Origin of the sequence: Paenibacillus sp. Soil787 (assembly GCF_001429545.1) — a bacterium.
Lineage (GTDB): Bacteria > Bacillota > Bacilli > Paenibacillales > NBRC-103111 > Paenibacillus_E.
This window is the reverse complement of the sequence record NZ_LMSP01000025.1, coordinates 35,886-61,105: the sequence shown is the minus strand read 5'-3', so window position 1 is coordinate 61,105 and position 25,220 is coordinate 35,886. Positions and strand designations below refer to the sequence as shown.

General features: G+C 40.8%; 23 protein-coding genes and 1 pseudogene. 23 read left to right on the top strand and 1 reads right to left on the bottom strand.

Annotation, left to right across the window (positions count from 1 at the left end; genetic code table 11):
- Window positions 1-279: 279 nt before the first annotated feature.
- From ASG93_RS22185 to ASG93_RS22170, 4 genes are all read left to right on the top strand, one after another.
- Window positions 280-786: a GrpB family protein gene (locus ASG93_RS22185; protein ID WP_056835385.1), complete on the top strand. Its 507-nt coding sequence runs from the start codon at window positions 280-282 to the stop codon at window positions 784-786.
- Between the two features lie 180 nt (window positions 787-966).
- Complete coding sequence (locus tag ASG93_RS22180; protein WP_056835383.1) at window positions 967-1,782, top strand: hypothetical protein; 816 nt, start codon at window positions 967-969, stop codon at window positions 1,780-1,782.
- Window positions 1,783-2,776: 994 nt separating this feature from the next.
- A complete protein-coding gene (locus ASG93_RS22175; RefSeq protein WP_056835382.1) occupies window positions 2,777-3,733 on the top strand; it encodes a sigma-70 family RNA polymerase sigma factor in 957 nt (318 codons plus the stop codon).
- 76 nt (window positions 3,734-3,809) lie between these two features.
- Window positions 3,810-4,181, top strand: a complete 372-nt coding sequence (locus ASG93_RS22170) for an SRPBCC domain-containing protein (RefSeq protein WP_056835381.1) — start codon at window positions 3,810-3,812, stop codon at window positions 4,179-4,181.
- Window positions 4,182-4,302: 121 nt separating this feature from the next.
- Here ASG93_RS22170 and ASG93_RS22165 read toward each other — a convergent pair whose 3' ends face one another.
- Window positions 4,303-4,719 (bottom strand): VOC family protein, encoded by a 417-nt coding sequence (locus ASG93_RS22165; RefSeq protein WP_007729208.1) that lies wholly within the window; start codon window positions 4,717-4,719, stop codon window positions 4,303-4,305.
- A 738-nt stretch (window positions 4,720-5,457) separates the two neighbouring features.
- Here ASG93_RS22165 and ASG93_RS22160 point away from each other — a divergent pair.
- From ASG93_RS22160 to ASG93_RS22060, 19 genes and pseudogenes are all read left to right on the top strand, one after another.
- Window positions 5,458-5,883, top strand: a complete 426-nt coding sequence (locus tag ASG93_RS22160; RefSeq protein ID WP_056835380.1) for an SRPBCC family protein — start codon at window positions 5,458-5,460, stop codon at window positions 5,881-5,883.
- 375 nt (window positions 5,884-6,258) lie between these two features.
- The gene (locus ASG93_RS22155; protein ID WP_056835376.1) at window positions 6,259-6,705 is read left to right on the top strand and encodes a GyrI-like domain-containing protein; all 447 of its coding nucleotides are present in this window, start codon (window positions 6,259-6,261) and stop codon (window positions 6,703-6,705) included.
- A 229-nt stretch (window positions 6,706-6,934) separates the two neighbouring features.
- The gene (locus tag ASG93_RS22150; protein WP_056835375.1) at window positions 6,935-7,429 is read left to right on the top strand and encodes a DinB family protein; all 495 of its coding nucleotides are present in this window, start codon (window positions 6,935-6,937) and stop codon (window positions 7,427-7,429) included.
- A gap of 355 nt (window positions 7,430-7,784) precedes the next feature.
- Entirely contained in the window at window positions 7,785-8,714 is a 930-nt protein-coding gene (locus ASG93_RS22145; protein WP_056835414.1) for a phosphotransferase, read from the top strand.
- 423 nt (window positions 8,715-9,137) lie between these two features.
- On the top strand, window positions 9,138-9,575 hold the full coding sequence (locus ASG93_RS22140; protein WP_056835373.1) for a hypothetical protein: 438 nt from the start codon (window positions 9,138-9,140) through the stop codon (window positions 9,573-9,575).
- 856 nt (window positions 9,576-10,431) lie between these two features.
- A complete protein-coding gene (locus tag ASG93_RS22130; RefSeq protein WP_056835365.1) occupies window positions 10,432-11,241 on the top strand; it encodes a phosphotransferase family protein in 810 nt (269 codons plus the stop codon).
- An 811-nt stretch (window positions 11,242-12,052) separates the two neighbouring features.
- On the top strand, window positions 12,053-12,601 hold the full coding sequence (locus ASG93_RS22120) for a histidine phosphatase family protein (protein ID WP_056835361.1): 549 nt from the start codon (window positions 12,053-12,055) through the stop codon (window positions 12,599-12,601).
- A 115-nt stretch (window positions 12,602-12,716) separates the two neighbouring features.
- Entirely contained in the window at window positions 12,717-13,175 is a 459-nt protein-coding gene (locus ASG93_RS22115) for an NUDIX domain-containing protein (RefSeq protein ID WP_056835359.1), read from the top strand.
- A 161-nt stretch (window positions 13,176-13,336) separates the two neighbouring features.
- Window positions 13,337-13,879 (top strand): GrpB family protein, encoded by a 543-nt coding sequence (locus ASG93_RS22110; protein ID WP_056835357.1) that lies wholly within the window; start codon window positions 13,337-13,339, stop codon window positions 13,877-13,879.
- A gap of 440 nt (window positions 13,880-14,319) precedes the next feature.
- The gene (locus ASG93_RS22105; RefSeq protein WP_056835355.1) at window positions 14,320-14,592 is read left to right on the top strand and encodes a sigma factor; all 273 of its coding nucleotides are present in this window, start codon (window positions 14,320-14,322) and stop codon (window positions 14,590-14,592) included.
- A gap of 30 nt (window positions 14,593-14,622) precedes the next feature.
- The gene (locus ASG93_RS22100) at window positions 14,623-16,101 is read left to right on the top strand and encodes a sigma factor-like helix-turn-helix DNA-binding protein (RefSeq protein ID WP_156411002.1); all 1,479 of its coding nucleotides are present in this window, start codon (window positions 14,623-14,625) and stop codon (window positions 16,099-16,101) included.
- On the top strand, window positions 16,094-17,227 hold the full coding sequence (locus ASG93_RS22095; RefSeq protein ID WP_056835353.1) for an extracellular solute-binding protein: 1,134 nt from the start codon (window positions 16,094-16,096) through the stop codon (window positions 17,225-17,227). Before ASG93_RS22100 ends, ASG93_RS22095 begins: the two co-directional genes overlap by 8 nt.
- Window positions 17,228-17,272: 45 nt before the next feature.
- Window positions 17,273-19,651: an excinuclease ABC subunit UvrA gene (locus ASG93_RS22090; RefSeq protein ID WP_056835352.1), complete on the top strand. Its 2,379-nt coding sequence runs from the start codon at window positions 17,273-17,275 to the stop codon at window positions 19,649-19,651.
- A 296-nt stretch (window positions 19,652-19,947) separates the two neighbouring features.
- Window positions 19,948-20,862: a phosphotransferase gene (locus tag ASG93_RS22085; RefSeq protein ID WP_056835351.1), complete on the top strand. Its 915-nt coding sequence runs from the start codon at window positions 19,948-19,950 to the stop codon at window positions 20,860-20,862.
- A 416-nt stretch (window positions 20,863-21,278) separates the two neighbouring features.
- Window positions 21,279-22,127: an AraC family transcriptional regulator gene (locus ASG93_RS22080; RefSeq protein ID WP_056835349.1), complete on the top strand. Its 849-nt coding sequence runs from the start codon at window positions 21,279-21,281 to the stop codon at window positions 22,125-22,127.
- 380 nt (window positions 22,128-22,507) lie between these two features.
- A pseudogene (locus ASG93_RS22075) lies at window positions 22,508-23,386 on the top strand (class I SAM-dependent methyltransferase).
- 164 nt (window positions 23,387-23,550) lie between these two features.
- Complete coding sequence (locus tag ASG93_RS22070) at window positions 23,551-23,916, top strand: hypothetical protein (RefSeq protein ID WP_056835347.1); 366 nt, start codon at window positions 23,551-23,553, stop codon at window positions 23,914-23,916.
- 174 nt (window positions 23,917-24,090) lie between these two features.
- Window positions 24,091-24,534 (top strand): GNAT family N-acetyltransferase, encoded by a 444-nt coding sequence (locus tag ASG93_RS22065; protein WP_056835345.1) that lies wholly within the window; start codon window positions 24,091-24,093, stop codon window positions 24,532-24,534.
- Between the two features lie 298 nt (window positions 24,535-24,832).
- Entirely contained in the window at window positions 24,833-25,198 is a 366-nt protein-coding gene (locus ASG93_RS22060) for a hypothetical protein (RefSeq protein ID WP_056835343.1), read from the top strand.
- The last annotated feature ends 22 nt before the right edge of the window (window positions 25,199-25,220 follow it).

Genomic DNA, 25,220 nt, shown 5'->3' with positions numbered 1-25,220 from the left:
TTTTGATGTTAAAGATGATGTATAAATGGACACGGGATTTTGAACAAAATAGAAGCAGTTTTGAAACCAAGTTAAAACTATACAATGATAAGCTGATCAAACTAAGTAATGAACTGAACTTTCCCTAATCTGACAAAAGATTACGCTAATAGAAAACGATAGTACCATGACGAGCAGGCTGCCGGCATCATCGGCAGCCTGCTCAACTATCGGGCAGGATTACGCAAATCTACTACGAATTGATATGTAACCATATTGTTACATTCAGGAGGAGTCTGAATGGGTTCCAGTCTTATAGTACGTGATTATGACCCTAGCTGGGTTCATTTGTTTGAACAGTTACGAGGCTTTGTACTTCCTGTTTTAAGCGATTTTGTAGTCACAATAGAACACGTTGGCAGTACATCCGTTCCAGGGTTAGCAGCGAAGCCGATTGTTGATATCGACGTGGTGGTGTCTACGCAGTTGGATGTCCTTACGGCTATTCAAAGGCTAGCCACCATTGGCTACGTTCATGAAGGCGATTTAGGAACTACGGGACGAGAGGCTTTTATTCCTCCCGTCGATGTAACTTGGCATCACCTATACGTCTGCACCATGGAAAACGCCGAATATAAGCGTCATCTCCTCTTTCGAGATTATTTGAGAAATCATCCAGAGGATGCCAGGCAATATGGTGACTTAAAATTGGAACTCGCACAACGATTCCAGAATGACCGTTTAGCATACACGAATGCTAAGGGGGACTTTGTGAGAGAGATACTACAACGTGCGGGTTGGAAATGATGTGTATTTCAGCCTCTGTTATTACGTTAACGAATACGAGAGCTGAAAACCAACACCAAGATAGCTGCCGCGAATAATTAGCAGCCTTCATTAAGCTAAAGGGCATTTTTACGCAACATTACAAAGTATGGTAGCATACGGATAACAGTGCTCCCCAACTATATAGTCAAGGGTGAAATTATGATTGAGAAAATTCGAATCCATGTACCAGAAAGATACGAAAAGGAACTTCCGTTGTGGGAAGGGAGTATTTCGTATAATCAAGATTTTGGTTCAGTTGTAGCATACAATTTTATTAATGGGCAGCAAGAGTTATCAGAATTTATGATAAAAGTAGATGAACTTAAAATACCCTATGAAATTTATTCGAGAGAATATTCTTTTAGTAAAAAGGAAAAGGAATTTGCTGAGGCACTACAGTTAATCATCGATGGGAATGCGGATGTTTCAGAGTCAGAGGAGTCGCTTTTTCATAAATGCCAATTTTGTGGGAAGATATTCCGCAAAATGTTTCGGGAAAAAGTATATGTTAATAGAAAATACATTCAAAAATATGATTTATCGATATCGAATCCGCCAAATTCTGAGATATTTATTTCTCACCGGCTTAAGACTTTACTTGAGGAAAATAATATTATTGGTTATTCAACAGCAAAAATTTATGATATTAAAACTAAGCAAGAAATCGAGGGGTATTTTAATTTACAACTCGAAATTGGACTGGGGGAAGTTACTCAGCCAACTCTTGTTGAACAGAAAGGGGAAAAATGTCTACAATGTGATACTTATGATATTAACTTAAGAAAAGGGCTTTTATATTTTGAGAAAAAAACATGGTCCAATCAAGATATTTGTTATACCAAAGAAATTTTCGGAACAAGTGATGCTTATCGTTGCGCAGCAAATAGAGAAGTCATCATCTCACAGCGATTACATAAGTTGTTGACTACAAATAAACTCAGGTTATTTAGTGTCCAACCAATCTTTTTTGTTTAAGTAATTGAAACTACACGGGGATCTTACACAGCTGTTTGACCACGCCGTTGAACTAACGGAAACGTTAGTTGAATGAGATCTATTGATGTTTGTAAGAAGTACTTCAAAACTTAATTGTATTTTTAACTTAATTTTTCAACATAACCACTTCAGAAATTTATTTGTATTTTATATTTCACAAAAAGTCAGCAAACCCTTGAATTTGCTGGCTTCTTGCACTTCAAAACTTTAATGTCTCCCAAAATTATTAATTGTTGGGAGACATTAAAGTTGTGAAGTAGACAATAAAGTCCTGAAGTAAACAATAAAGTTTTGAAGCGAGAAATATTAGTTGAACTGAGAATGATTTTCGAAAGACAATAAAGTTCTGAAGTGCAAAATACAATATACTTAAAGAGATCAATAAAAAGAGAAGGCTGCCGGGGGATCTGCAGCCTTCTGCGGAACGAGAAAGAATCAAGTTTCCGGAAGTTTGCATTTAAAATAACATCTAAGAAAAATGCTTCACTTTTAATTGAATATTTCCAACAAGAGCAAGTGGAGGAAACCATACATAATTTCCAATGCCCAAATTTCTCAGTTAGCAGAAAGAGAAAATAAATCGTATGAAATCGTTTACTCCGATGAATATTGCAATGAATGTTTTTTGATAACCCAAGCGAGGAAAATAAGCAACTCAAACTAATGATTGATCGTTATGTATCAAAGTTGCGATTTTGATTTTTTAAACCCCGTCGATTAAAACGATATAAATATGTTCTTGTCAAAAGCCAATGACAAGAACATATATCGTTTGCCGAATGATGACAAGAACTTGTATTGTTATGCGCAACTGAAAACCTTTCTCAACAACAGGTTAAATTAGATGAATTTAAAACGTAAGCTGAAAAGGGGCAACGATTGAGCTAACGGGCAGTATTTCTATTGAGGCTGTCCGCTTCATTGCATATAATGAAGGTACCACCCTTCGGGGAGATCGTTAAGGGAGGCCGAGATGAACGAGACCGCATTTGACGAACCATTATTTGCAAGCTTGAAGCCGGGCTTAACCTCGTTCTGTTACCGAATGCTAGGCTCCATGGACGATGCGGACGATGCCGTTCAGGAGACGAGTATTCGGGTCTGGCAGAGCTGGAGCACGTTCAGACAGGATTCCTCGTTCAACACTTGGGTCTATCGGATTGCCTCCAACCTGTGCTTGGACAAGCTGAGACAATCCAAACGCCGCGCGCTTCCCGTTGACCTGTTCGACCCGTCCGTCGCCATCGTCGAGCCGCGCGACACGCTGCCGGACTCTGCCTGGATCTGGCCGTCTCCCGACTTTGGGGGCAATCCGGAGGATCGGCTCGTCCGCAGAGATACCCTTCAACTGTGCTTCATCGCTCTCCTGCAGACCTTACCTCCGCGGCAGCGCGCGGTACTCATTTTGAAGGATGTATTTGAATGGTCCTCCAAGCAGATCGCGGAAACGTTGGCGATGTCGCCGGCAGCGGTGAACAGCGCCTTGCAAAGAGCCCGAGAGACGATGGACCGGGCGCAGCTTCGCTCGGATGAGCTCAGCAGCATGGACGTTCAACCGGAGCAGCAGCTGCTGTCCCGGTATGTGGAGGCCTTCGAGCAATTCGATATTGCTGCGCTCGTCGCGTTATTCCACGAGGAAGGCTGCATGTCGATGCCGCCCTTCGAGATGTGGATCCGCGGCAAGGAATATTTGTCCGCCTTCTATTCGCTTACTCGCTGGCATTGCGAAGGATCGCGATTTGTGCCCATTACGGTGAATGGCGGTTATCCGGCGTTGGCCCAGTATATGCCGGGCAAAGAGGGCTCTGGCCTGGTACCCTGGGGCATCCACGTAATCGAAACCAAAGAAAATCAAATCCTGCACGTTCAAAACTTCATTCATACGCCATTATTTTCGCGATTTGGGCTGCCTGAGCGAATTGACCAATGAATTTCGTCATTGGCTTACGTCTATATCATTGAGAATAACCAAACGACGAATTTCATGAGAGAGGTGTCTATTTAAAATGGAAACGAGTCAACCGACGAAAGTAACCGTGCAAGCCGTCATTCAAGCCCCTGTCGAGAAGGTATGGCGCTATTGGACCGAGCCGGATCACATCACGAAGTGGAATCAAGCGTCCGAGGACTGGCATGCGCCGAGAGCCGAAAACGATCTGCGGGTCGGCGGCAAGTTTCTGACACGGATGGAAGCGAAGGATGGCAGCATGGGCTTTGATTTTGGCGGCGTCTACGATGTCGTGAATCGGCATGAGGCGATCGGCTACACCATGGAAGACGGAAGAAGAGTGGATATTGCTTTCGTCGATCAAGGGAATGAGACGAAGGTCATTGAAACGTTCGACGCGGAAAGCTCCAATCCCATCGAGTTCCAGTAAGCAGGCTGGCAAGCGATCAAAGCCTATACCGAACAAAACTAATCATCGCGAAGAAGACGCCGGGAAAGATGCCCGGCGTCTTTCTTTTTGAACCCTAGTACGAGCGTGCTCTCCGTTAGCCTTAACCTTGTGCCGCATCCATGTTCATGTAGTTAATGGCCCACAGATGGCCGTCCAAGTCCACGAAGCCCCAATGATACATGAACCCATGATCTTCAGGTTCAGCGTGCAATTTCCCGCCCAAGGAGACCGCGGTATTCACGATTTCATCGACCTTTTCCCGGCTCTCGAAGGCCAATGCGATCGTCATCTGCGCATACTTGCTCGTATCGACGGATTCCTTCTCCGTGAGCGTATTAAAGAATGCTTGATTGATCAGCATGACCTGCAGGTTGTCGCCGATCACGATGGCTACCGAATTCTCGTTCTCGGGGAATTGCGGGTTGAGCTCGAATCCGAGTCCGGTGAAGAACGCTTTCGATTGTTCTACGTTTTTTACAGGCAGGTTGAAGCTCGTGAATGCGGACGTTAATGCCATTTTCAAAACACCTCTTCATCAAATTAGTTTGTGTTCATTTATGCCTTCGTTTATATAGACGACAGCCGATCCGGGAATTCATCGGTCTCATGGATTCGGAAGCGTAAATTTTGAAAAATAACTTGGTATTGAGTTCGGATACCCGCCATTCCCGTAAGGTTGCTTATTCTTATTGTGCAGGGATAAAGATTGAACCTCTCTAAAAAGGAATTCGTCTGAATATATGACAATTAAAGGGTGGGTATCGAGTGACGGAATGAGGAACGGTATGGAAATTAATGATAAAACCGAAGTACGAAAGAAAAAGTTCGAAACCGTCGCCATTTCAGTATTAGGTTAAATGTCTTTTTCATGCTTACATTTCTCCTGTTCTCTTCACTAATCGTACGTTTTGCTTATCTGCAGTTCGTCGAGGGTCCGAGTCTCTAGGAACGCCAGACAAGCATGATCACGAAGGGCGTATCCATCCCGCCCATCCGCGGCAATATTTACGATTCTGAATGGCGGTTATCCCGCTCTGGCACAGAATGTGCCGGGTAAGGAGGCATCCATCCTAGTGCCTTGGGGCATTCACGTGATTGAAGTGAATGATAATCGGATATTCCATGTTCAAAATTTTATAAATGCAAAATTATTTTCCCGATTAGGGCTTCCAGAACAAATAGACCGATGAATTCGGAGATTGGAATTCGTCTATATTAATGAGAAACAAAATTCCCGTAAAGAGGTGTCCCCACAATGGAAACAAGCAATTCAACGAAAGTAACCGTAGAGACTGTCGTTCAAGCCCCTGTAGCAAAAGTATGGAGCTATTGGACCGAGCCGGACCACATTACAAAGTGGAATCAACCTTCCGAGGAATGGCATGCGCCAAGAGCGGAGAATGATTTGCGAGTAGGCGGCGAGTTCCTGACAAGGATGGAAGCGAAGGATGGCAGCATGGGTTTTGATTTTAGCGGAATTTACAACGAAGTGAAGCTGCATGAGACTATTGCCTACACATTGGGAGACGGACGGAAAGTGGATATTGCGTTCGTCGATCAAGGCGAGGCCACGAAGGTCGTTGAAATCTTCGATCCCGAGAGCACTCACCCCGTTGAATTCCAACAGGCGGGTTGGCAAGCGATTCTAGATAGTTTCAAACAATATACGGAAGCATCATAATAATAACGAAACGCGCTCTGCCTCCAAAAGATGGCAGAGCGCGTTTTGTCTGGATGAAAGAGCAATCAATCTTCGTTTGTTTTGTTCCCTATCCATTGTTGTTATTGTGCTCTATCGGTAGACGATAGCATGGCGACATGACGGCAACCGTCGTGTGATCACGAAAGCCTATGTTATTCTGCTAACGGAAACGATAGCTCCATAACAAAGATCAAGCAGGCTGCCGAAGATTCGCTCGGTGGCCTGCTGTGCTAACGAGATTAGTAAATACATCAAAGTATTGATATGGGAAATAAAGGATAATGGATAATGCCTCTAGAATGTATTATGCAAAAAAATATTCACCTGACATAGTCTGAAAGGAGTTATTACGGAATGAACCCCGAAAACCAAGTGCAACTGCTTGAATTGCCAGAGATAAAACTTGTAGGCTTGTATGTTACTTCCTCTTTTAAAGGACACCTTCCCGAAAGAGTAGAAGAAATGAAGCGAGAGTTCCACAAACGAAAAGGTGAAATACGTAATGTTATACGTCCTGAACGATATATTAGTCCGAGTTTTTCTTCAGAGGTTCTATTCACTTACTTGATCTGTATGGAAGTCGAGGACCTTTCGGATGTACCCGAAGGAATGATCGGATTTATGATTCCTCCTCATCGTTATGCGAAAGTAAAGTCAAAAGATGATCCTTATCAAGTCATCCATGACTATTTGGATGCTAACGGCCAACAAAATGACAGGAGAGCACTTTCTTTAGAGATATACCGTTTTGAAAACCCTGTTTGGCCTGACGAAGCTGAAGTTCTTATCCCTCTACACTAATCTTCTCACTAACGGATTAGAGAGCTTAATAAACAACAAGTCGAGGCTGCCGCGAAACGTACTAGGCCAGCCTCATTACGTTAACGGGCAGATATGCTCGATAATAAAAAAGGAAAATAAAGGGTATGTAAAGAATTTATCTAATAATTAGGGAAGTAGTATTTGTTAGAATTCTATCGTGCTTGGCATCAATTATATGTAAGGAATACTATATTTGGAGGGATTTCACTTGGTAGAAGATAAGGCTCTTCAACAGATTAGAAAATTAAGACTAAAAACTCTGGGATTGCTTGAGGCAGTAACAGAAGAACAAGCGTGCATTATTCCTATTGGATTTAAAAACCATGTTTGGTGGAACGCAGGTCATATTTTGGTTGCCTGGGATGGTATGACTTTCTCGTATTTAAATGAGGATAGAAAACTCTCAAGCATTCACTATAGAATGTTTAAGAAAGGAACCCGCCCCAGTGAATGGAATGAGGCTCCACCATCATATAACGAGGTTCAAGAACAATTAAAAAACCAAATAGAAGAAGTAATTAATTCTTGTAGAGGAAAACTTGATAACCCTCTTGCCATACCATTTATCCCAAGAATAAATACGATTGGAAAGATGTTGAAATTTTTAATTAAAGAAGAGACACACCACTTTAATGTTATTTTTAAGATAAAGGAATCTATAGAGCAACAACAAAACAAGTTTTCTGAGGGAGTACTAAGCTAACGCAAGCGATAGTTGAAAAAGAATACTAAAACAAGCTACCACTGATTTAATCTCGGTAGCCTGCCGCAAAACGGGCAGTAATGTTCAGTTAACCAACTACGAGTGAGCAAAAATTATAGCAAGGCATTTAGAAGTGGGACATGATTTCATCAAAAAAACCAATGGAGCTCCAATGGTTTTTTTGTATGGCTATTTTTTTCAACACCTTATTCAACATCATAACAATTTATAAAGAAACAGTCTATACTTTTAGTTGGATTTTTTATATAGTTTGGTTGCCGGCAAAACCTAAGAAACGGAGTGTTGTTCATTGAATTTCAAATGTCACCTTGCTCAATCTGATTTGCAAGAGTATATGGAAAAAATCTTTGGAACCAGTTTTTTAGTTTCTGGTGTAACGAAAATGCATGGTGGTGCACAAAAGGTGGTCTATAAGATCGACTGCAGTAATGGATTTTCCTGTATTCTGTATGTGTGGGATCTCACCATGAATTATTTTCAAGAGGAAATAGCGAACGGTGATATACATGAGCAATCATATGGTGGTGATTTATTTGAATTAAATAACAAGTATTTAACACAACAAGGGATTCAAACCCCTATTCTTTATGATCTGAATAAGGAAAGAAACCGTTATCCTTATGATTATGCTCTTGTTGAATATATAGATGGACAAAAGGCAGAGGTCTATTTCCAACATTCTGATTCACAAGTTAAAGATAAAGTGTTTCAGCGGCTAGGAGATATGCTGGCAGACATGCATGCCAACGAGAGACACACCCATGGGAAAGTGAATCAAAGTGGGATCAACACGGAAAAATGTCATCAATTGCAAATGAAGAATGCAAAAATAGATTTAGTTTATGCATACCAACATATTGACAGCATCAGGGCTAGTCATAGCAAGCTTCTCGATAAATTGTATGAGCTTGAATCAAAAATTGAGCCCAGAAGTCGTTATGGATTTATACATGGGGAACTAGGCCCTGATCATGTATTATTTAATGACAGACTAGAACCCTATTTGATTGATATCGAAGGGGCCGAGTTCTTTGATATTGAGCATGAGCACAGTTTTTTACAGTTTCGATTTGGGGATTATTATCGATATTTAAAGAATGACACTCTCGATCCCAACAGGATGTTATTCTATCGATTCCATCATCATATATCGTTAACTTCAGGTGGGTTGAAGCTTCTTCACAGAGGATTTCCGGATCAACAATTTGCAAAAGATCTTACCGACCACCATTCCCGTTTTGTACTGCGTTTTATTGATGGTTGATCATTCGGCTAAATATCATCTTTCCTTATAACGGCTCAACTAACGGTAACGATAGCTCAACAACGGGAAGAAGGCAGTCGATCACTTTTGGATCGTCTGCCTTTATTCAGCTAACTGTAGTAACGCTGCTTCGATACGTTTAGAATTTAAGTATCTGCAACATTATTTGGCTTGGTTCCGTTATTTAGACAGCAAGGAATATGAGAATACGGCGTCAAACAAGAAGAATATGCTTGTCGCCTCGTGTCTGTTACCTGTAAATGAGACAAACAGTACACTTCGACGAACAGCTTTTTCTTGCTGAATTATTCGTTGCAGAAGATTACAGTTAATAAAATTCTCAATAATTACTAAACAGGACAAATGTAACATTCTTAACAAATAGAACGTCTATGAATCATCATAGAAAAAGGGGAATGTGAAATGAAATTTCGTATTATTGTTTTAATCCTAATAATCGTGACAGCAATAACAGCCTGCACTAATGGAGAGAAAAAAGAAAATAAGTTAACGGTAGAAAATGTAATTACGGCAATTCGAGCAGAGGGTCCTGAGTTATTATCCAAAGGTCAACTTGATGATGAATTTGTTGTTCTTAACAAGGTGAAGCCAAATGTATTCAGTATTGGAAGTCCAATTGAAGATACAGCTAAGCTTGAGAACATCCACGTTTATATCTTTGATTCTGAACAAGCACGAAAAGATGGGCTTATAACATTTAATAAGCACCTTGAAACTGCCAAATTAGCGTTTTATGTAAAGGCGTATGAACAAAAAAACGCATTGGTCATATATTATAGCTTACTTGAGAAGGATTCAAAGTTCGGTGATAAGATTCAAAGAGCGATGGAAAAGTTATAAAGTTATTTTGGGAAACTATTGTCAATTTAGCCGCCTTCAGCGTAAGGCGGTTATTTTTTGGTCAATTATCAACATGGGTTTTAACTTTTTCGGCAAACGATATATGTTCTTGTTCGAAAAGCGTTAAGCATGTGGCCGAAAAAAATTCCGTCTCTTTTAACTTTCTTTCTTATCTGACATATGCTCCCCCTATTTGACTTGCTGCGGCTTTGCTTATTATGTAGGAGGACAAGATCATATATCCATTTGAATCCGCGATTTGAGCGGATTTTTTATTTTATGGATACAACTTCTTGTCTTTTCTAAAAAACAAGAAGTTGTATTGTTTTCCAATAAAGGACACTAAGTTGATACCTTCCCCGTAGTTGCTAAACGATACAGATTAGTGGTTTATTTAACATTATACAATACATCTTCATATCCTAAAATTCGGCTTTCATTACATGTTAATATTGAAACATAGCGATGCGAAAAACAGGCTCAAACTAATACAAAGGATAAACGGCCATAATCGGCTGATTTTGTTCAACGGGCAGTTTAGCGTGGAGCATCGATATGATAATATCCTTATAGAAACACTGACTGTGGGCAGAAAGTAGTCCTCGACCTGATCGAGGAGTGCTGTTGGAAGTGCCCCGCTGTGGCGCAGGACTACAAGATCTTGCTGCTTCTTGATGATCCTCATTATTGAATTCCTCCTGAAAACAAAAATGACCCTTCGAAGAGGGGGCTTGGTCTAGATCACGAATATGATATATGTAAGAAATTGTATTTGATTCCCTTATTAAGCTAACAGGCAGCATTCCTAGATATGAAGTAATAATCACGTGTAGATTTCAAAGTAGGAGATGATACATTGAAAAAGATTAGCGAGGGTCGAACAGCCGAAGTATTTGCTCAAGATCAGGAGAAGATATTAAAGCTCTATAGGGACGGATTTCCAATGGAAGCGGTGAAATATGAATATGAAGTAAATCGGATTGTGGCCTTCCTTGGAATTCCTGCTCCAAGAGCGTACGATTTGATTGACTTTGATCATAAGAAAGGTATTGTGTTTGAACGGATTGAAGGCTTAACACTGCTTCGTATGGGTGTCCAATATCCTAACGAACTCAATCGCTTGACCCGAGAGTTTGCTGATCTACATTATCGAATACATAAATATGAAGTTGATGTGGAACGAATTGGAGGATCATCCGTCCTTAATCAGAAAGAGGTTTTGGCTCGTAACGTTCAGAACGCTTCCCAACTATCTAACGAAGTGAAGCAAGAGATCATTGATTATTTGAAAAATCTACCGGATGGAAACCGTCTATGCCATGGTGATTTTCACCCGGAAAATGTTATGATCGGTGAGCGTAACTGGGTAATAGATTGGATGACAGGGATGATTGGTAATCCTGCTGGTGATGTCGCTCGCACTTTGCTATTATTCCGTTTTGGTACGCTGCCTGATGAGGCCCCAAGTAGCGTTAAAGATGCACTTGAACTGATGAGGGATAAAATAAACGAAGTATACTTGGAACAATATCTTTTATATTCTGGTCTGCAGTTCAGTGACATTGATGAGTGGATGTTACCGATTGCAGCGGCTAGATTATCGGAATGGATTCCTAACGAAGAGAAAGCGCTGCTGTTAAACTTAATCGAAGAACGATTGAAGTAACGAAAAACAACGGTTTTTGAGCGAGACAGATAGCGCGGTGATCCGTATCATAAATGAGAAGTATGTCGTTAAGCTAACGGAAACGATAGAACAACATATCAAGTAAGGCTGCCGGTCATCGGTACCCTTGCTGTATTTACGAGCAGAATAGTATTTGACCAATGAAAAGCTTCCTTAACCGATCGACATTCGGGTTGTTGTATATAGTTTTCCATTTTCAATTGGATAAAGTCTGACTTCGCAATCAGGTATCCAAATTCCCTTTTGCTCTATTGCAATTAAAGTCTCCTGTAATATCCGTTCGCGTTCTGGACGTTTTAATTGTCGTTGATGCTCGAGCATTAGAGAGATCGTTTTACTTCTGAGTAAGGAAGCGATCCACTCTTTTTGTCTCAGCTTTAAAGCGGAAAACTTCTTGTTGGTTTGAAGCAATCTTCCATTNTAGAGAGATCGTTTTACTTCTGAGTAAGGAAGCGATCCACTCTTTTTGTCTCAGCTTTAAAGCGGAAAACTTCTTGTTGGTTTGAAGCAATCTTCCATTTACTCGTATATGATTTTTCAACACTTCAAACCCCCAGTTTTTTGACGTTCATGGTATGAATCAACGATACCATGCCTTTTTTTTATTATAACTGATATTTCGATCCGCCACGACAAATGGAGGAGAGCTATTTTAACTAACGAAGTAATCCAACCAGTGACCCGTGATGCCGTTAAACTATCGGGCAAATTTGTACAACAACGGGGCAGGTTACATAGTCCGTTTGTCGAATATCATCATAATGCAACTCATTATTTTGGAGATGATTGTTTGAAACTATACGTTGTGAGACATGGTCAGACTGAATGGAATTATGAAAATCGAGTTTGTGGAAAGACTGATGTCCAATTAACGGATACAGGTGAAAAGCAAGCAGAGGAACTATCCAAAATATTACATGAGAAACAAATCAACATCATAATAACATCACCCTTGTTTAGAGCAGTTAAAACGGCTGAAATACTTTCAAGTGCCGTTAGTAAAGATCTTGTAATTGACAACAGACTTATAAAGCAGGACTACGGGGTATTTGAAGGGATTAATCGAGACAGTGAAAATTTTAAAGAAGCAAAAAGACATTTTCCAATTAAGCTTTCTAGAGGTGAGTCGATTCTACAAGTCGCACAAAGAATTTTTAATTTACTTGATGAAATAAAAGAAAAATATAGAAATCAGAATGTTCTAATTGTAACTCATGGTGGCGTCTGTAGAGTAATTAATGCCTATTTTAATGAGCAGACGAACGAAGAGTTTTATCATTTTCATATCGGAAATTGTGAATTGAAAGAGTATGAATTTCAATGGAAAAAAAACTTTTGATAGAGCGAAGAACGAGAGTGAATGACGGGGGCAGTTGCCACTTTGACCTGCCCAGTTCGTTGAAGTAATGGCAGCATTGTTGAACTAGCAACATAACAGAATAACTGGAGGCTATATGAAACCAATAAGAAATTCTGCCAAAGCAATTATTATTGAGAATGAGAAGATTTTATTGACGAAGAACAAAGATGACTTTGGTTTCTTTTATTTATTCCCAGGTGGCGGACAAGACCATGGAGAAGAACTGAAGGATGCCGTACAAAGAGAATGCTTAGAAGAAATTGGGGAAAAGGTGGTTGTCAGTAATCTTGTTTATGTACGAGAGTATATTGGCAAAAATCACGAATTCGCAGCATGGGATTCAGATGCGCATCAGGTTGAATTTTATTTTCAATGCTCATTAGAGTCAAGCGATTCAACATTCATGAACGCTACGAATCCAGATAAAGACCAAGTGGGTGTTGAGTGGATTGATATTAAGAATCTTGAAGAGATTAGATTATACCCCAAAGCACTCAGTAAAATTTTCAAAAACAATGAATTGGAAATTCGTTATCTCGGTGATGTCAATTAATAACTTTTCATAACTAACGCTAACGGAAAACTGGAGCAGCTGCGGAACGATTCCGGTAGTTCCATTGAGCTATCCGGCAGTTTTGTTCAGGAGAAGGACTATAAACGCCAATATGGAATTTACTTACTTGGGATTTCGTACCAATAAGGAGTGGGTTCGTTATGAACAAAGATGAACTTGGAAAATTATATCCAATAACAGTTGTCCCTTACGATGGAAATTGGACTTTATTGTTTAAAAATGAAAAACAATTTTTAACCAATCTTCTTGGCTCAGAACTAGCTCTAAGAATAGAACATATCGGAAGCACCGCTGTACCAAATTTATCAGCCAAGCCAACAATTGATATTTTAGTGGAGATTCCAAATGAAAGTGGAATTTGTGAATTGATAATGAGCAAGATGAATGAAAATAACTATATACACATGAAAGAGCAGAAAAATCATTTGATGGTTATTAAAGGCTATTCTCCGACAGGATTAGAAAAGGAATCCTTCCATATTCATATGGGGTCAAAAGATTTGGACTTTCTATGGGATAGAGTGTATTTTAGGGACTACCTACGTGAGAACCCTACTGTTGCCAAACAGTATGAAGAACTAAAGCTTAAATTAGCGGAAACTTATAAGTATGATAGGGAAGCCTACACTGACAATAAAACGGAATTCATTAGACAAATAACCAGATTAGCAAAAGAGAGGTAATAAATTTTGTCTTTATTGAACTATCGGAAACTTTAGCTGAATAAAGGACTCTATATAAGCGAAAAGGAGCTGCCGCGGCGGCTCCTTTTGACATATTTAATTAATAGGTTCAGACCTAGTAACGAAGCTAAACGGGAGCTTAGTTTAGTATTTGTTGCTTCTCGTTAAAAAAATATGGACTACCTATTTCCTATACATGGTAAAATTGAGTTATTTAGAATATATTGATGCCATCATTTTTTATATTGATTTTTTAACTTTTTTGCTTTCTTGAATCGTATTGCTCTTTATGATGTGAGGATCAATAAAATATAAGCCAATCCCCTAATGCTAAAGCACTTGTAACCAAGTTATTTTTTTTTTTTTTGCAATTTTGTTCAGTAACTGTTGTGGAGTGGCATCTACTTATATGAAAGACCTAAATATCTAGGAGGGCCGGCATGGGCGCAGATCATGGCAAACAATTGGAGATTGATGAGCGATCGACGGTAAATCAACAGGCGCTTCGTGACCGTGATCTTGCGGAACGGGCGAAGCTCGGTGATACTGAAGCATTCGGCGAGTTAATTCATATGCACCGGGGGCGGGCCCGGCAGTGGGCGGAACATATGACCGGCGACCCACATTTGGCAGATGATGTTGTTCAAGATGCGCTAATTCGAGCATTTCTACATGTGGGTACGTTGGCGGATACGAGCCGGTTCTTGCCTTAGCTGCATCGGATCGTACAAAACCAGGCCAAGATGCGTCTACGACGTGGAGGCCCGTTTCGGCGTGAACGACCGATAGGGGGATGGAATGAACAGGATACAGTTGGCGGCAGAAACGTGGATTGGGAGAATCTCGAATCTATCTTATATCACTTGACCCGAACAACCTCGATGGCAGCGGATAAAGAAAACAACCCCGAGGAACTATTGCTAAGGAAAGAACTGTATGAAACGATTCACATTCTGCTTCATTGCTTGAACCGTAAAGAGCGCGGTATGTTTGAAGCGCATTTCTTTCGGCAGCTGTCCCCAAATGAAATTGCGGCGATGTATCATACAACGACAGGTTCCGTACATACGTATCTCCATCGTTCCAGGCGTAAGCTCCGCCAAGCCCATGTTCGTGTTGTGTTAGGCTTTCCGCCAGAGAAAGGAGGAGCCGAAATAATGCATGCAAAGAAAGTCCTCTTGTCGGAATGGCCAGTGACTTCGGCTGTTCTTACGACGTTCATCGATCGTATAGGACACATGCTTGCTACAATGGGTGACCAGCGGATGATGTCAGAGTTAATGGGTGTGTCGGGATTTGCTTTTCGTTTTAAAATCTCTGACAAGACCACATATGCCGACGGAATTTACATCTTTGACTGGCGCCATACACTCAGTACTTTCATGGAGGAGTTGGGCTATAAAGTAAGTATTCTATGTGGCCAATTGTCGCAAGCAGCGATACCGTTGTTGGCAGCTGCAGAACGTTTTCCAGTCGTATTGCCAATTGAAGAGGCGGTCCTGCCGTTCATCCGCAAGTATGTGGATACAGGTAAACCGGTGTTGTATTTTGACACTTTGGCAACGTCCCCTCATGTCCATGAATGGACTTTAATCTATGGATATGACGACAACAAGCGGGAAGTGTATGTGACAGATATCATGCAACCGGAAGGAAAAACGTTGTCATACGAAGACTTGGCGGAAAACCCCTTGCGATTTCTGGCAGGGATCGATGAAAAGAATGAAGTTAAGAAAGAGTCAAAGGTAGGAAGGGCGATTAGACAGCTTCGGTTTGCTGTTAGCTATGCCCGTTCGGGATGCGATTATAGGCCGATGACCGTCTATTTATCATATACCTCAGGGCTATCCGCCTATGATCGCTGGATTGGGCACATGAATAACCCCTCCGTTTTTCCAAATCGTTATGGTATGGGGCAATTGTCTGCTGTGTATGTTGAAGCGAAGCAATATGCGGCCAAATTCTTGAAGACTGTTCCTTTAACAGGAGAAGCTATGCGGTTGGTACTGCTCGCTTCGGAAGCATACTTGCAAGCCGTTGAACAACTTGAGATGGTGAGTAGAAAGTTGCCTTTTTTGCGCAATTCCACTTTATTATCACCCGAGACTAGAAAAGAGTGCGCCGAACTATTGCAAAAGGCGAAAGAGTTTGAAACGGCAGCAATTGGCTATTTGGAAAATGCGTTAAGTACATGGAATCGGGAGGAAAATATAAATGAATAAAGTACAAATACGGTATTTAACACAATTTGAAAATGTGAATCAATTAATGATGGCAAAGGAATCTTTCGAAGCATCTCATCCAGATGTTGAGATCATTGTCGAACAAGCGGCTGATAACTTTGAATCTATGCGTGTATTTCAAACAGAAGCGCCAGACATCATGGATTCAGGTGGTTGGTGGCTGTTTAATCAAAAAGGGGTCTTTATCGATTTATTGCCATTCGTTCGGGAGACCCCGGGGCTTGAAGACGATCTGAACGCAGGCATAATGCGGGTGGCAACAAAGGATGGCACATTGCCAGGGCTTCCCGTCGATGTGGCGGTTCCGCTCATCCTCTATAAAAAAGCTATGTTGGATGCGGCAGGCATCGCTTATCCGACGGATGATTGGACATGGGACGACATGATGGCCATGGCGAAAAAGTTAACCCTACGCAATGAATCAGGCGTTGCAACACAGTTCGGCTTTGGTATCGGACCGGATATTGAGGATTACGAACCGTTCATCATGAGGAATGGTGGAGGTTATTTAGAACCGGACGGTTCGACTGCACGGGGGGCTATCGATAGCGATGCAACGGTCGAGGCGTTTCGGAAAATCATCGACATGTACCGCGAACATAAAATCACGAGGAAACCAGGGGAACCGTCGGGAGCAGGAGAGTTGCATCAACGTTTTGCCCTCGTATTTGGCTTTACTTGGTTTGCAGGCGGGTTGGAAAGAGCTGGTATTGGTGAGCTGTATGGGGTCGTTGGACTTCCGCGTATGCCTGGAGGAGTGGAGGCTAACATGATTTACATGGGTGCTAGTGGTGTTACGACGAAGTCTAAACATCCCGAGATTTCGTGGGCTTTTCTTAAACACTACATCTTGGAGCGGATGGAAAACTTTCAGCAGCCTCGGACTTTACCGATTACGAGGACACTATCCGAACAAAGCCGTATGAACAGGCATAGGTTTTGGTCGCGCTATTTGAAAGAATTGGATTCCGTGCAGGTTAGCGGCTTCTATATCAACGAAAAATGGAACACGTCCCGCCAACTCATCAACGATGACATTAACAAAATGATTAATAATGGAATGGACGTAAGGCAGATGTTGAAGTCGTGGACGCGGTTTTCATAGAACATCACGGACTATTGAATAACATAAAAATCTTTGGAGAGTGTCATGGATCATATTATTGTTCGACAAGCACACCTGCATCACTTGAAATATGTCGATGTGGACATACCGAAAGGAAAGCTCGTTGTTTTTACAGGAGTCAGTGGTTCTGGTAAATCTACACTTGCGTTTGATCTGCTGTTTGAAGAGGGCCGCAAACGATATTTAAATTCCATTGGTTTATCGACAGAGAGTGGGTGGAATGAAGGTGAGCCATTTACTAAGATTCGTGGTCTTCCTCCGGCAATTGCGGTTGCTCAGAATACCATTCGTCAGTCGAATCCCCGTAGCACTGTTGGTACAAAAACAAGGATTCTCGATTTATTATGTCGTTTATACTCTATAGAAGGAAAAGATTCTAATAGAAAGTTAATGAAGCTTCCTTCAGAGTTGTTTGCATACAACCGACCAGAAGGAATGTGTCCGGGGTGTTACGGCCTCGGATATGTGATGGAAGTCGATCAGCGAAAATTGATTCCAGACCAAGATTGGGCCATGGATAAGATTTGCAGAAAGTTCGGACACGTGCTTGCAAACACATTATCACATTTGGGTGAGGCGACTGGAGTCAATTGGAAGACCGCTCCCTATCGTTCACTAACTGAGCAGCAGAAACATGATTTTTTATATGGAGTACCTCATGCATTCGAAGGAGTCATTCCTTTTCTTAATGCTCGTAGAAATACTTCACCTATCTCAAGGGTACTATTCGAGAGACGGTTTTACTCCTCTTCAATCTGTAGTCTATGTCATGGCTATCGTGTGAAGGAACAAGCTTTGAATGTCAAAATTGAAAACAAGCATATTGGAGAATTGCTTCTGATGCCAGCTTCTGATTTAGAATCGTTCCTGCAATCATTAAATAGCCGCATCAGGCTTCAGCCAGAAAGTAAACCTATTATAGATTTCGTAATTTCGAAATGCGAACAGCTAATTAATGTAGGTCTAAAGTATTTAAATGCATTACGTTCTATTCCGTCTCTAAGTGGGGGAGAGTTGCAACGACTCTACCTCATGCTCCATCTACAAAGTGATTTTGATTCGCTTCTGTATATATTTGACGAGCCTACTGCTGGGCTTCATGAAGTTGAAAAAGGACCATTCTTGGAACGGTTGCGAAATCTAACAAAGTCTGGAAATAGTGTAATTATCGTGGAGCATGATGCATCAACGATTCTAGCTGCCGACTATGTTATAGAAATGGGACCTGCTGCTGGAAAAAACGGTGGAGAAATCATTTATTTTGGATCGGTAGAAAGAATGACTGAAGACTCTCGCTCGGTAATTAGCCCTTATTTAACAGGTGCAAAGAAGTATCCTCCGAAAGAGAATAGAAATAACATGACGGATACTGCCCGATTCATGATACGGAATGCATCCTTGCACAACTTAAAAGACATTACAGTTGAGTTTCCAATTGGCGTAATGGTTGGCGTCTGCGGAGTTTCAGGTAGCGGAAAAAGTTCATTAGTATCCGGAACGCTTGTCCCGTTACTAAAATATTATTTTGATATGGGTAGTGATGAGATTGAAGGCGAAACATCTGAAGGAGAGGAAAGTGATGTTGCAGAGGCGATACAGGAATTAGGTAGCCTCGAAGGTTGGGAATTCATTAAAAAGTGTGTAGTGGTTACGCAAGCTCCCATTGGTCGGAGTGGAATGTCAACACCAGTAACCTATATAAACATTTGGGATAAGTTGAGAAAACTTTTTGCCGAACAGCCTCAAGCTGTCGTACGCGGGTATACCCCCTCGCACTTTTCCTTCAATACGGAAAGCGGCGGATGTCCAAATTGCAAAGGTGAAGGGACTGTTTCCATTAATCTAGGCCCGATCGGGACCATCAATCACGAATGCCCGGCTTGTCATGGAACACGTTATAAAGCTGAAATTCTTGAAGTGAAGTATAAAGGACATTCAATTTATGATGTACTTATCGCTGATGTAGAAGAAGCTTTGACATGGTTCTCTGAGCATAAAGCGATATTCAAAATGTTGGAAACCCTAGTTCGGGTAGGGCTTGGTTATCTATCACTAGGTCAACCGGCTCCGACGTTGAGCGGTGGAGAAGCTCAACGAATCAAATTAGCCAAGGAACTTGGAAAAGTAAATAAGCCTGGTACTGTATACGTATTAGATGAACCGACTAACGGTCTTGGTCCAACAGATATCGAGCGGCTATTGTCTTTGCTTAAGGAGTTAGTAGACCAAGGGAATACTGTGATCTTAACCGAACATAAGGCAGATGTGCTTTCTTGTTGCGACTGGCTAATAGAAATGGGCCCTGGCGCTGGTTCGGAAGGTGGTTCAGTCATTGCACAGGGGACGGTTGAGCATCTTATGACTCACCCAACATCACAAATAGGTCAATATTTATCGAAATAATCGGGTGTGCTTCCAATAGGGAAAAGTATTCTACACGATACTTCAATAATGATGGCTGCTAAAATGATCGGCAGCCTTCGTTGCGCTAACGGGCAGAATACTTTCAAAATTGATCGATCCGAAGTTCCTTCTTAGTATTAAGTAATCCAACATATATTTACTTGTATACTTTAATGCGGTAATATATTAGAGAGGTAAAGTGAAAAAGTAAATGATTTTTATTCGAATCCATTCAGTTAGCTATACCAAAGGGGAATACAAAAGTATCATTTTTGTGACGGAGGCGATAGGGGGAAATGGGCGGTTCGAATCAATGGGATGCAGAATGGGAAGTATCGAAGGATTTGGCTTATAAATTAATAAGTAGTCAATTTCCTCAGTTAGCTTCAAAAAGCGTAGAGAAACTAGGACACGGCTGGGATAACACTGTTTTTCTTGTCGGGGGCGAATATGTATTTCGCTTTCCAAGAAGGAAGATTGCACTTAGTTCTTTAAGGATGGAAGGAAAGATATTACCTAAGCTTAAAGATTATATCTCCATATCCTATTCTTTACCCATGTTTTTTGGGGAAGGGGACTATGATTATCCTATGCCCTTCCTTGGCTACCCCTATTTATCTGGGGAGTTTCCAGTCGGATTAACTGATAAGCAACGTACGTTTTCAGTAACAACGCTCGCACGATTTTTAAAAGGTTTGCATGCATTCCCTGTGAATGTAGCACAAGAAATTGGAGTTCAACATGACCATAGAAATCTGACTGATATAGCAATGCGTCGGGAAAAGATGCATAAAATCATTTCCGACCTTGCCCCTCATTTTAGTAAAGAAGAGTACCAAGCCATAACGAATTATTTGGAACAGCTCAGAACTGAAAGAGTGAAACAAAAGTACGTATTCCTACATGGTGACCTTCATTTTAAAAATATTCTGGTTGATAAGAACGGAAAAGTTTCAGGGGTTATTGACTGGGGCGATGTCAATATAGGTCATCCTGCTTGTGACTTGAATGTTGTGTATAGCTTTTTACCCTCGGATGCGCGTGCTGACTTTTTCAATGTATATGGGGATGTAGATGAAGAAACGAAGGTATTAGCTCGATTGATTGCCATGTATATTCCAACTGGGATAATGATGCAGGCTATTGATGATAAAGATGAAGTGTTAATCAATGAAGCAAAAACGAACATCATACGAGCTCTCGCTGATTAATATACCAATTGAATAGGCGTGATAAAATGATCCACAAACAAACTGTAAGCAAGATTTCTCGTATTTGTTTTACTTATATCCCCTGTAACGCGCTTTAGATAATTTCCTGTAACTACTTACGAATGGATGTAATTTGATATGGCACGTACCAAATTGAGTTTCAATTGTAAGTTTTGTTGTTTATACATTATAAGTTCATTACGCTACGGTAAACGATAGCTTAATATAGACACCGCGGCAGACAACACATTACAATCGGCTGCCGTTTCCACGCTAAGGGGACAGTATAGCTAAAGTGTTATTAGGAATAAGAGGAGAATTATTGTTATCATCGATATCCTGACATTTTCGTGCAGAAAATGCACGGTATTCACTTTTGAACTGCGATAAAATATATCTTGAAGGGAGGAAAAACGATGGATTGGTTGGATAGGATGAAAAGCGCCATGGAATATATTGAAACAAACCTAGCGGACAATATCTCATATGATGAAATAGCGCAGAGAGCCTGTTGCTCTACTTATCATTTTCAACGAATGTTTCCTTTTATTACTGGGGTATCGTTATCTGAGTACATTCGACGTAGGCGGTTGACATTGGCAGCATTTGAACTACAGACGACAGATGCAAAGGTTATTAATGTAGCTTTGAAATATGGATATGATTCGCCAGAAGCGTTTGCACGGGCGTTCAAGAATCTTCATGGGATAATGCCAATATCTGCGCGCGATAAAGGTGTTACTCTAAAAGCCTATCCTCGAATGTCCTTCCATATTTCAATAAAAGGAGATGTCGAGATGAATTACCGCATCGAACAAAAAGGTCCTTTTGAGATGTTTGGAGCATATGGTATGGTCAATTCTGATCCCCAAAAAGTATATTCTGAAGTTGCTCAGTTCCGTCAACAATGTGATGTAGATGGAAGTGTTGAAGGGATGAATGGATTATTGGGACGCTTTAGTAACACCATCTTGCACGCTGCCTTATATGATCATACTGGAACATCTTTTAAATACATGGTGAGCTATTTCTTACCAAAAGGACTTGAAATTCCGGAGAGATTTACAAAACTTTCTGTCCCGGCACTAACGTGGGCGATTTTCCCAGAACCGCAATGTGATTTAATAAAGTTATGGGGAAGGATTTATTCCGAATGGTTTCCGACATCGGAATACGAACAGGTTGAAGGCCCTACCTTTGAAATGTATTATGGAACGGCAGGGTATGTGTCTGGGGAGATTTGGATTCCGGTTAAGAAAAAATGACTTGTTACCCCAAACGCTACGCATGTGTTTCTCATCGTGCTTATGTTGTACTATATTGCACTAACGGTGAACGATAGTACAGAACAATAAAACGGCAGCCGATCAGAGGATCAGCTGCCGTTTTTATTGAACTAAAGGGAGTTTAGTGCGAATGTTCCCTGACTCCATTTATGGGTTGTTTAATGTAAAAACCAGCACAATGAGTGCTGGTTCTGGACAACCCTAAAAATGCCATGGATAAAGAATACTATACAAAAAAAATCAACATAAGTCTATTGTTTTTTTGGAATATATTGTATTGTAGTTATGCGACCGCGGCGCAAAGGATAACTGATAATGACACAAAAGTGACGTGTATTGTGCAGGAAGGGGTTAGCTAAATGGACGGTTACTATTGGGATAGCAAAATTGATTATTTAAGCAGGACTAGATGGTTGTATTACAATGATGATTATTTAAATTTCCTACTAAGTAATGTTTGGAAAATCACATCCCCTGTCCGAATCATCGATTTTGGGTGTGGTTACGGATATTTAGGAACTAAACTAATGCCGCTGCTTCCTGAAGGATCCACGTATACGGGTGTTGATGCTGGTGCCAGGTTAATTGAACACGCAAAGGAGATATTTCAACAAGCTCCTTTCAAAACTGAATTTATCCTCAGTGATATTCAAGAAATGGATTTTAATCAGCAGTACGACATAGTAGTTTGCCACGCCTTCTTATTGCATGTAGAAAACCCGAAAGAGATTCTTCAAAAGATGACAGATTGTTTGGTGGATCGAGGCAGGATTATTTGCTTTGAAACTCACTGGATCTCAAGTATGGCAAGCTATTATCTTGACGGGTTCTATCCATCAGATGTGGTTCAATTAGGATTTCTTAGGAGTTATTTGAAAGAGATACACAACGATGTGGGAAAGATGGTAACGTAGGTATAAAGGTACCTATTTATTTAAGTCAACTAGGAGTCAGGCAAATCGAGTGCCGAGTCAGTGATAGGGTTAATTTTTTAGATCCCAATTTTGAATCTGAAAAAAACAATGAACTATACAACTCTCTTAAGGAAGATGGCTTCGGGGCGAATCCCGGGGAAGAAGAGTTGTTCGTTACAAATTTGTTAAAATCGAGGGGCTACTTTAGACGAAGCGCAGAAAGAATTTAAGTTGGAATCTTTCTTGTCAAAAGTATTCAATAAAGATGCCTTCCTCACTTTTGCCCCAAATATGAAGATCACCACGGGGATTATTGAAAGATAGGTATTAACTATTTTGTTAAGTTAAAGCTGAGCGATAGTTGAGGAGCTTGCATCGCTTTAACATTATTTTTTCGTAGATGTAGATATTTGTTCTTAATTTGCGTATGCAGGTTGTTCCCAAAATTGCATGAATTACAATAAAGGTATTAAAGGGAGAAGATTTACATGATTTCGCTAAAAAAGATAACTCTCGAAAACAGGCGTGCCATGTTTAACATGGAAGTTTCAGAGGAGCAACGGCATTATGTTGCGTCTAATCTCTCCAGCGTTGCTTCTTGTTATGTTCTCTTAACCAATGGGGGACATCCATTCCCATTTGTCATTTATGCGGATGAGCAACCTGTCGGGTTTGTTATGTTGGCTTATGGAATTACTGGATACGAAGAGCCATCAATCGCAGGGCGAGCACAATATTGCTGGATCCCTTATAAATCCGATAACGTCGTTGCCAAAAGGCTTTATGAAAGTTTCGGCTTTCGTGACAACGGTGAAGTTTTTAACAACGAATCAATAACTGTATTACGACTCTGACTTAAGCGAACTCAAAGAAAGAATCATTCCGCTAACTGGGTACGATAATTCAATCACGACATGACGGCAGCCGGCACACAATGGGCTGCCGTTGTCCGTTGAAGTAACGGGCAGATTGCTTCATCAATTGTCGAATCCTTTGTTCGCGAATATTTTTATTAACGGGGGTTGGGTATGGAAATTAAGATACGAGAAGTTGTATCAAAAGATTATACTGAAGTTGTTTTCTTATGGAACGATGTACTTGGCGTTCGTACTGTTACGGATGAGAACTTTCGCGTTACGATGGAACAGATGATCAGAGCCGGCAATTACAAAACGTTTATAGCGTTACTTGCGAATCATGTTGTTGGTTTCATATCTATTGTTCATGCATTAGCTGTAGGGTCTGCGAATGGTTATCTACATATAACCGGACTTGCTGTTCATAATGATTTTCAGCGTCATAAGGTAGGAACTGAACTGCTACGATACACTGAAAATTATGCGAAAGACAGCGGAATATCCAGCATTATTCTATGTACCGGGATGAAGCGAACTGATGCCCATGCTTTCTATGAGCATAATGGCTATGACAAAGATTCATACTGCTTTGATAAGATTATTAAAATTGACTAATGGATAACCATTTTAGCGTTAAACTCCACATGAGTGCTTCCCGAAAGGGAGCCACAATCTGTGATGCACCGTGATCGTTGGAGTCAGACTAACGGATGGGCTCTAAGGCACCATAGTTCATCGACCTTCCTCTCCCAGCCATAGTAGCAGTATTGACAGATTTTTCACTCCATTTTTATCATCTGTGGTGCGGCGCTTGCGCTGCATGTATGGCTAACGGGCGGTTTTCTTCAACAAGCCTTAGAATCTTAAGTATAATTAATTCAAGAAGAATGTTTCCGTAGGAGGCTTTATCCCCATGAGACCAAGCAGTCAAGCACTTATCGAACAATTAGGAACAGATTATATTGATGAAAGGTTAAAGGGATTTTCATACGACCATGCATCACATTTAGTTCAAATAACGTATGGCGATTCAAATAACAATGAAAATAACAAGGTAATTATATTTAGGGATTGTTTTTCGGTAAGTATTAACACATGGCTGGAAGGTATGAAGGGGAAAATTCCTCGAAAACCAGATGAAATGGAGTTCTTTTTTCATGAGATAACGATTGAGGATATTGAAATTAATGGAGTTCAACTTTATAAGTGTTCAATGATAATACCCATGATGGATTGTAATATCACATGTGTAACGATTGAAATAATTACTGATTATTGAACTAACGGAAACGATAGTGGAA

Coding starts and splice junctions, on each gene's coding strand:
- ASG93_RS22080 (WP_056835349.1), top strand. CDS start 21,279: ATGGATTGGTTGGATAGGATGAAAAGCGCCATGGAATATATTGAAACA.
- ASG93_RS22145 (WP_056835414.1), top strand. CDS start 7,785: ATGGAAAAAATCTTTGGAACCAGTTTTTTAGTTTCTGGTGTAACGAAA.
- ASG93_RS22115 (WP_056835359.1), top strand. CDS start 12,717: ATGAAACCAATAAGAAATTCTGCCAAAGCAATTATTATTGAGAATGAG.
- ASG93_RS22170 (WP_056835381.1), top strand. CDS start 3,810: ATGGAAACGAGTCAACCGACGAAAGTAACCGTGCAAGCCGTCATTCAA.
- ASG93_RS22110 (WP_056835357.1), top strand. CDS start 13,337: ATGAACAAAGATGAACTTGGAAAATTATATCCAATAACAGTTGTCCCT.
- ASG93_RS22140 (WP_056835373.1), top strand. CDS start 9,138: ATGAAATTTCGTATTATTGTTTTAATCCTAATAATCGTGACAGCAATA.
- ASG93_RS22090 (WP_056835352.1), top strand. CDS start 17,273: ATGGATCATATTATTGTTCGACAAGCACACCTGCATCACTTGAAATAT.
- ASG93_RS22160 (WP_056835380.1), top strand. CDS start 5,458: ATGGAAACAAGCAATTCAACGAAAGTAACCGTAGAGACTGTCGTTCAA.
- ASG93_RS22065 (WP_056835345.1), top strand. CDS start 24,091: ATGGAAATTAAGATACGAGAAGTTGTATCAAAAGATTATACTGAAGTT.
- ASG93_RS22185 (WP_056835385.1), top strand. CDS start 280: ATGGGTTCCAGTCTTATAGTACGTGATTATGACCCTAGCTGGGTTCAT.
- ASG93_RS22165 (WP_007729208.1), bottom strand. CDS start 4,719: ATGGCATTAACGTCCGCATTCACGAGCTTCAACCTGCCTGTAAAAAAC.
- ASG93_RS22085 (WP_056835351.1), top strand. CDS start 19,948: ATGGGCGGTTCGAATCAATGGGATGCAGAATGGGAAGTATCGAAGGAT.
- ASG93_RS22070 (WP_056835347.1), top strand. CDS start 23,551: ATGATTTCGCTAAAAAAGATAACTCTCGAAAACAGGCGTGCCATGTTT.
- ASG93_RS22100 (WP_156411002.1), top strand. CDS start 14,623: ATGCGTCTACGACGTGGAGGCCCGTTTCGGCGTGAACGACCGATAGGG.
- ASG93_RS22095 (WP_056835353.1), top strand. CDS start 16,094: ATGAATAAAGTACAAATACGGTATTTAACACAATTTGAAAATGTGAAT.
- ASG93_RS22180 (WP_056835383.1), top strand. CDS start 967: ATGATTGAGAAAATTCGAATCCATGTACCAGAAAGATACGAAAAGGAA.
- ASG93_RS22155 (WP_056835376.1), top strand. CDS start 6,259: ATGAACCCCGAAAACCAAGTGCAACTGCTTGAATTGCCAGAGATAAAA.
- ASG93_RS22060 (WP_056835343.1), top strand. CDS start 24,833: ATGAGACCAAGCAGTCAAGCACTTATCGAACAATTAGGAACAGATTAT.
- ASG93_RS22175 (WP_056835382.1), top strand. CDS start 2,777: ATGAACGAGACCGCATTTGACGAACCATTATTTGCAAGCTTGAAGCCG.
- ASG93_RS22105 (WP_056835355.1), top strand. CDS start 14,320: ATGGGCGCAGATCATGGCAAACAATTGGAGATTGATGAGCGATCGACG.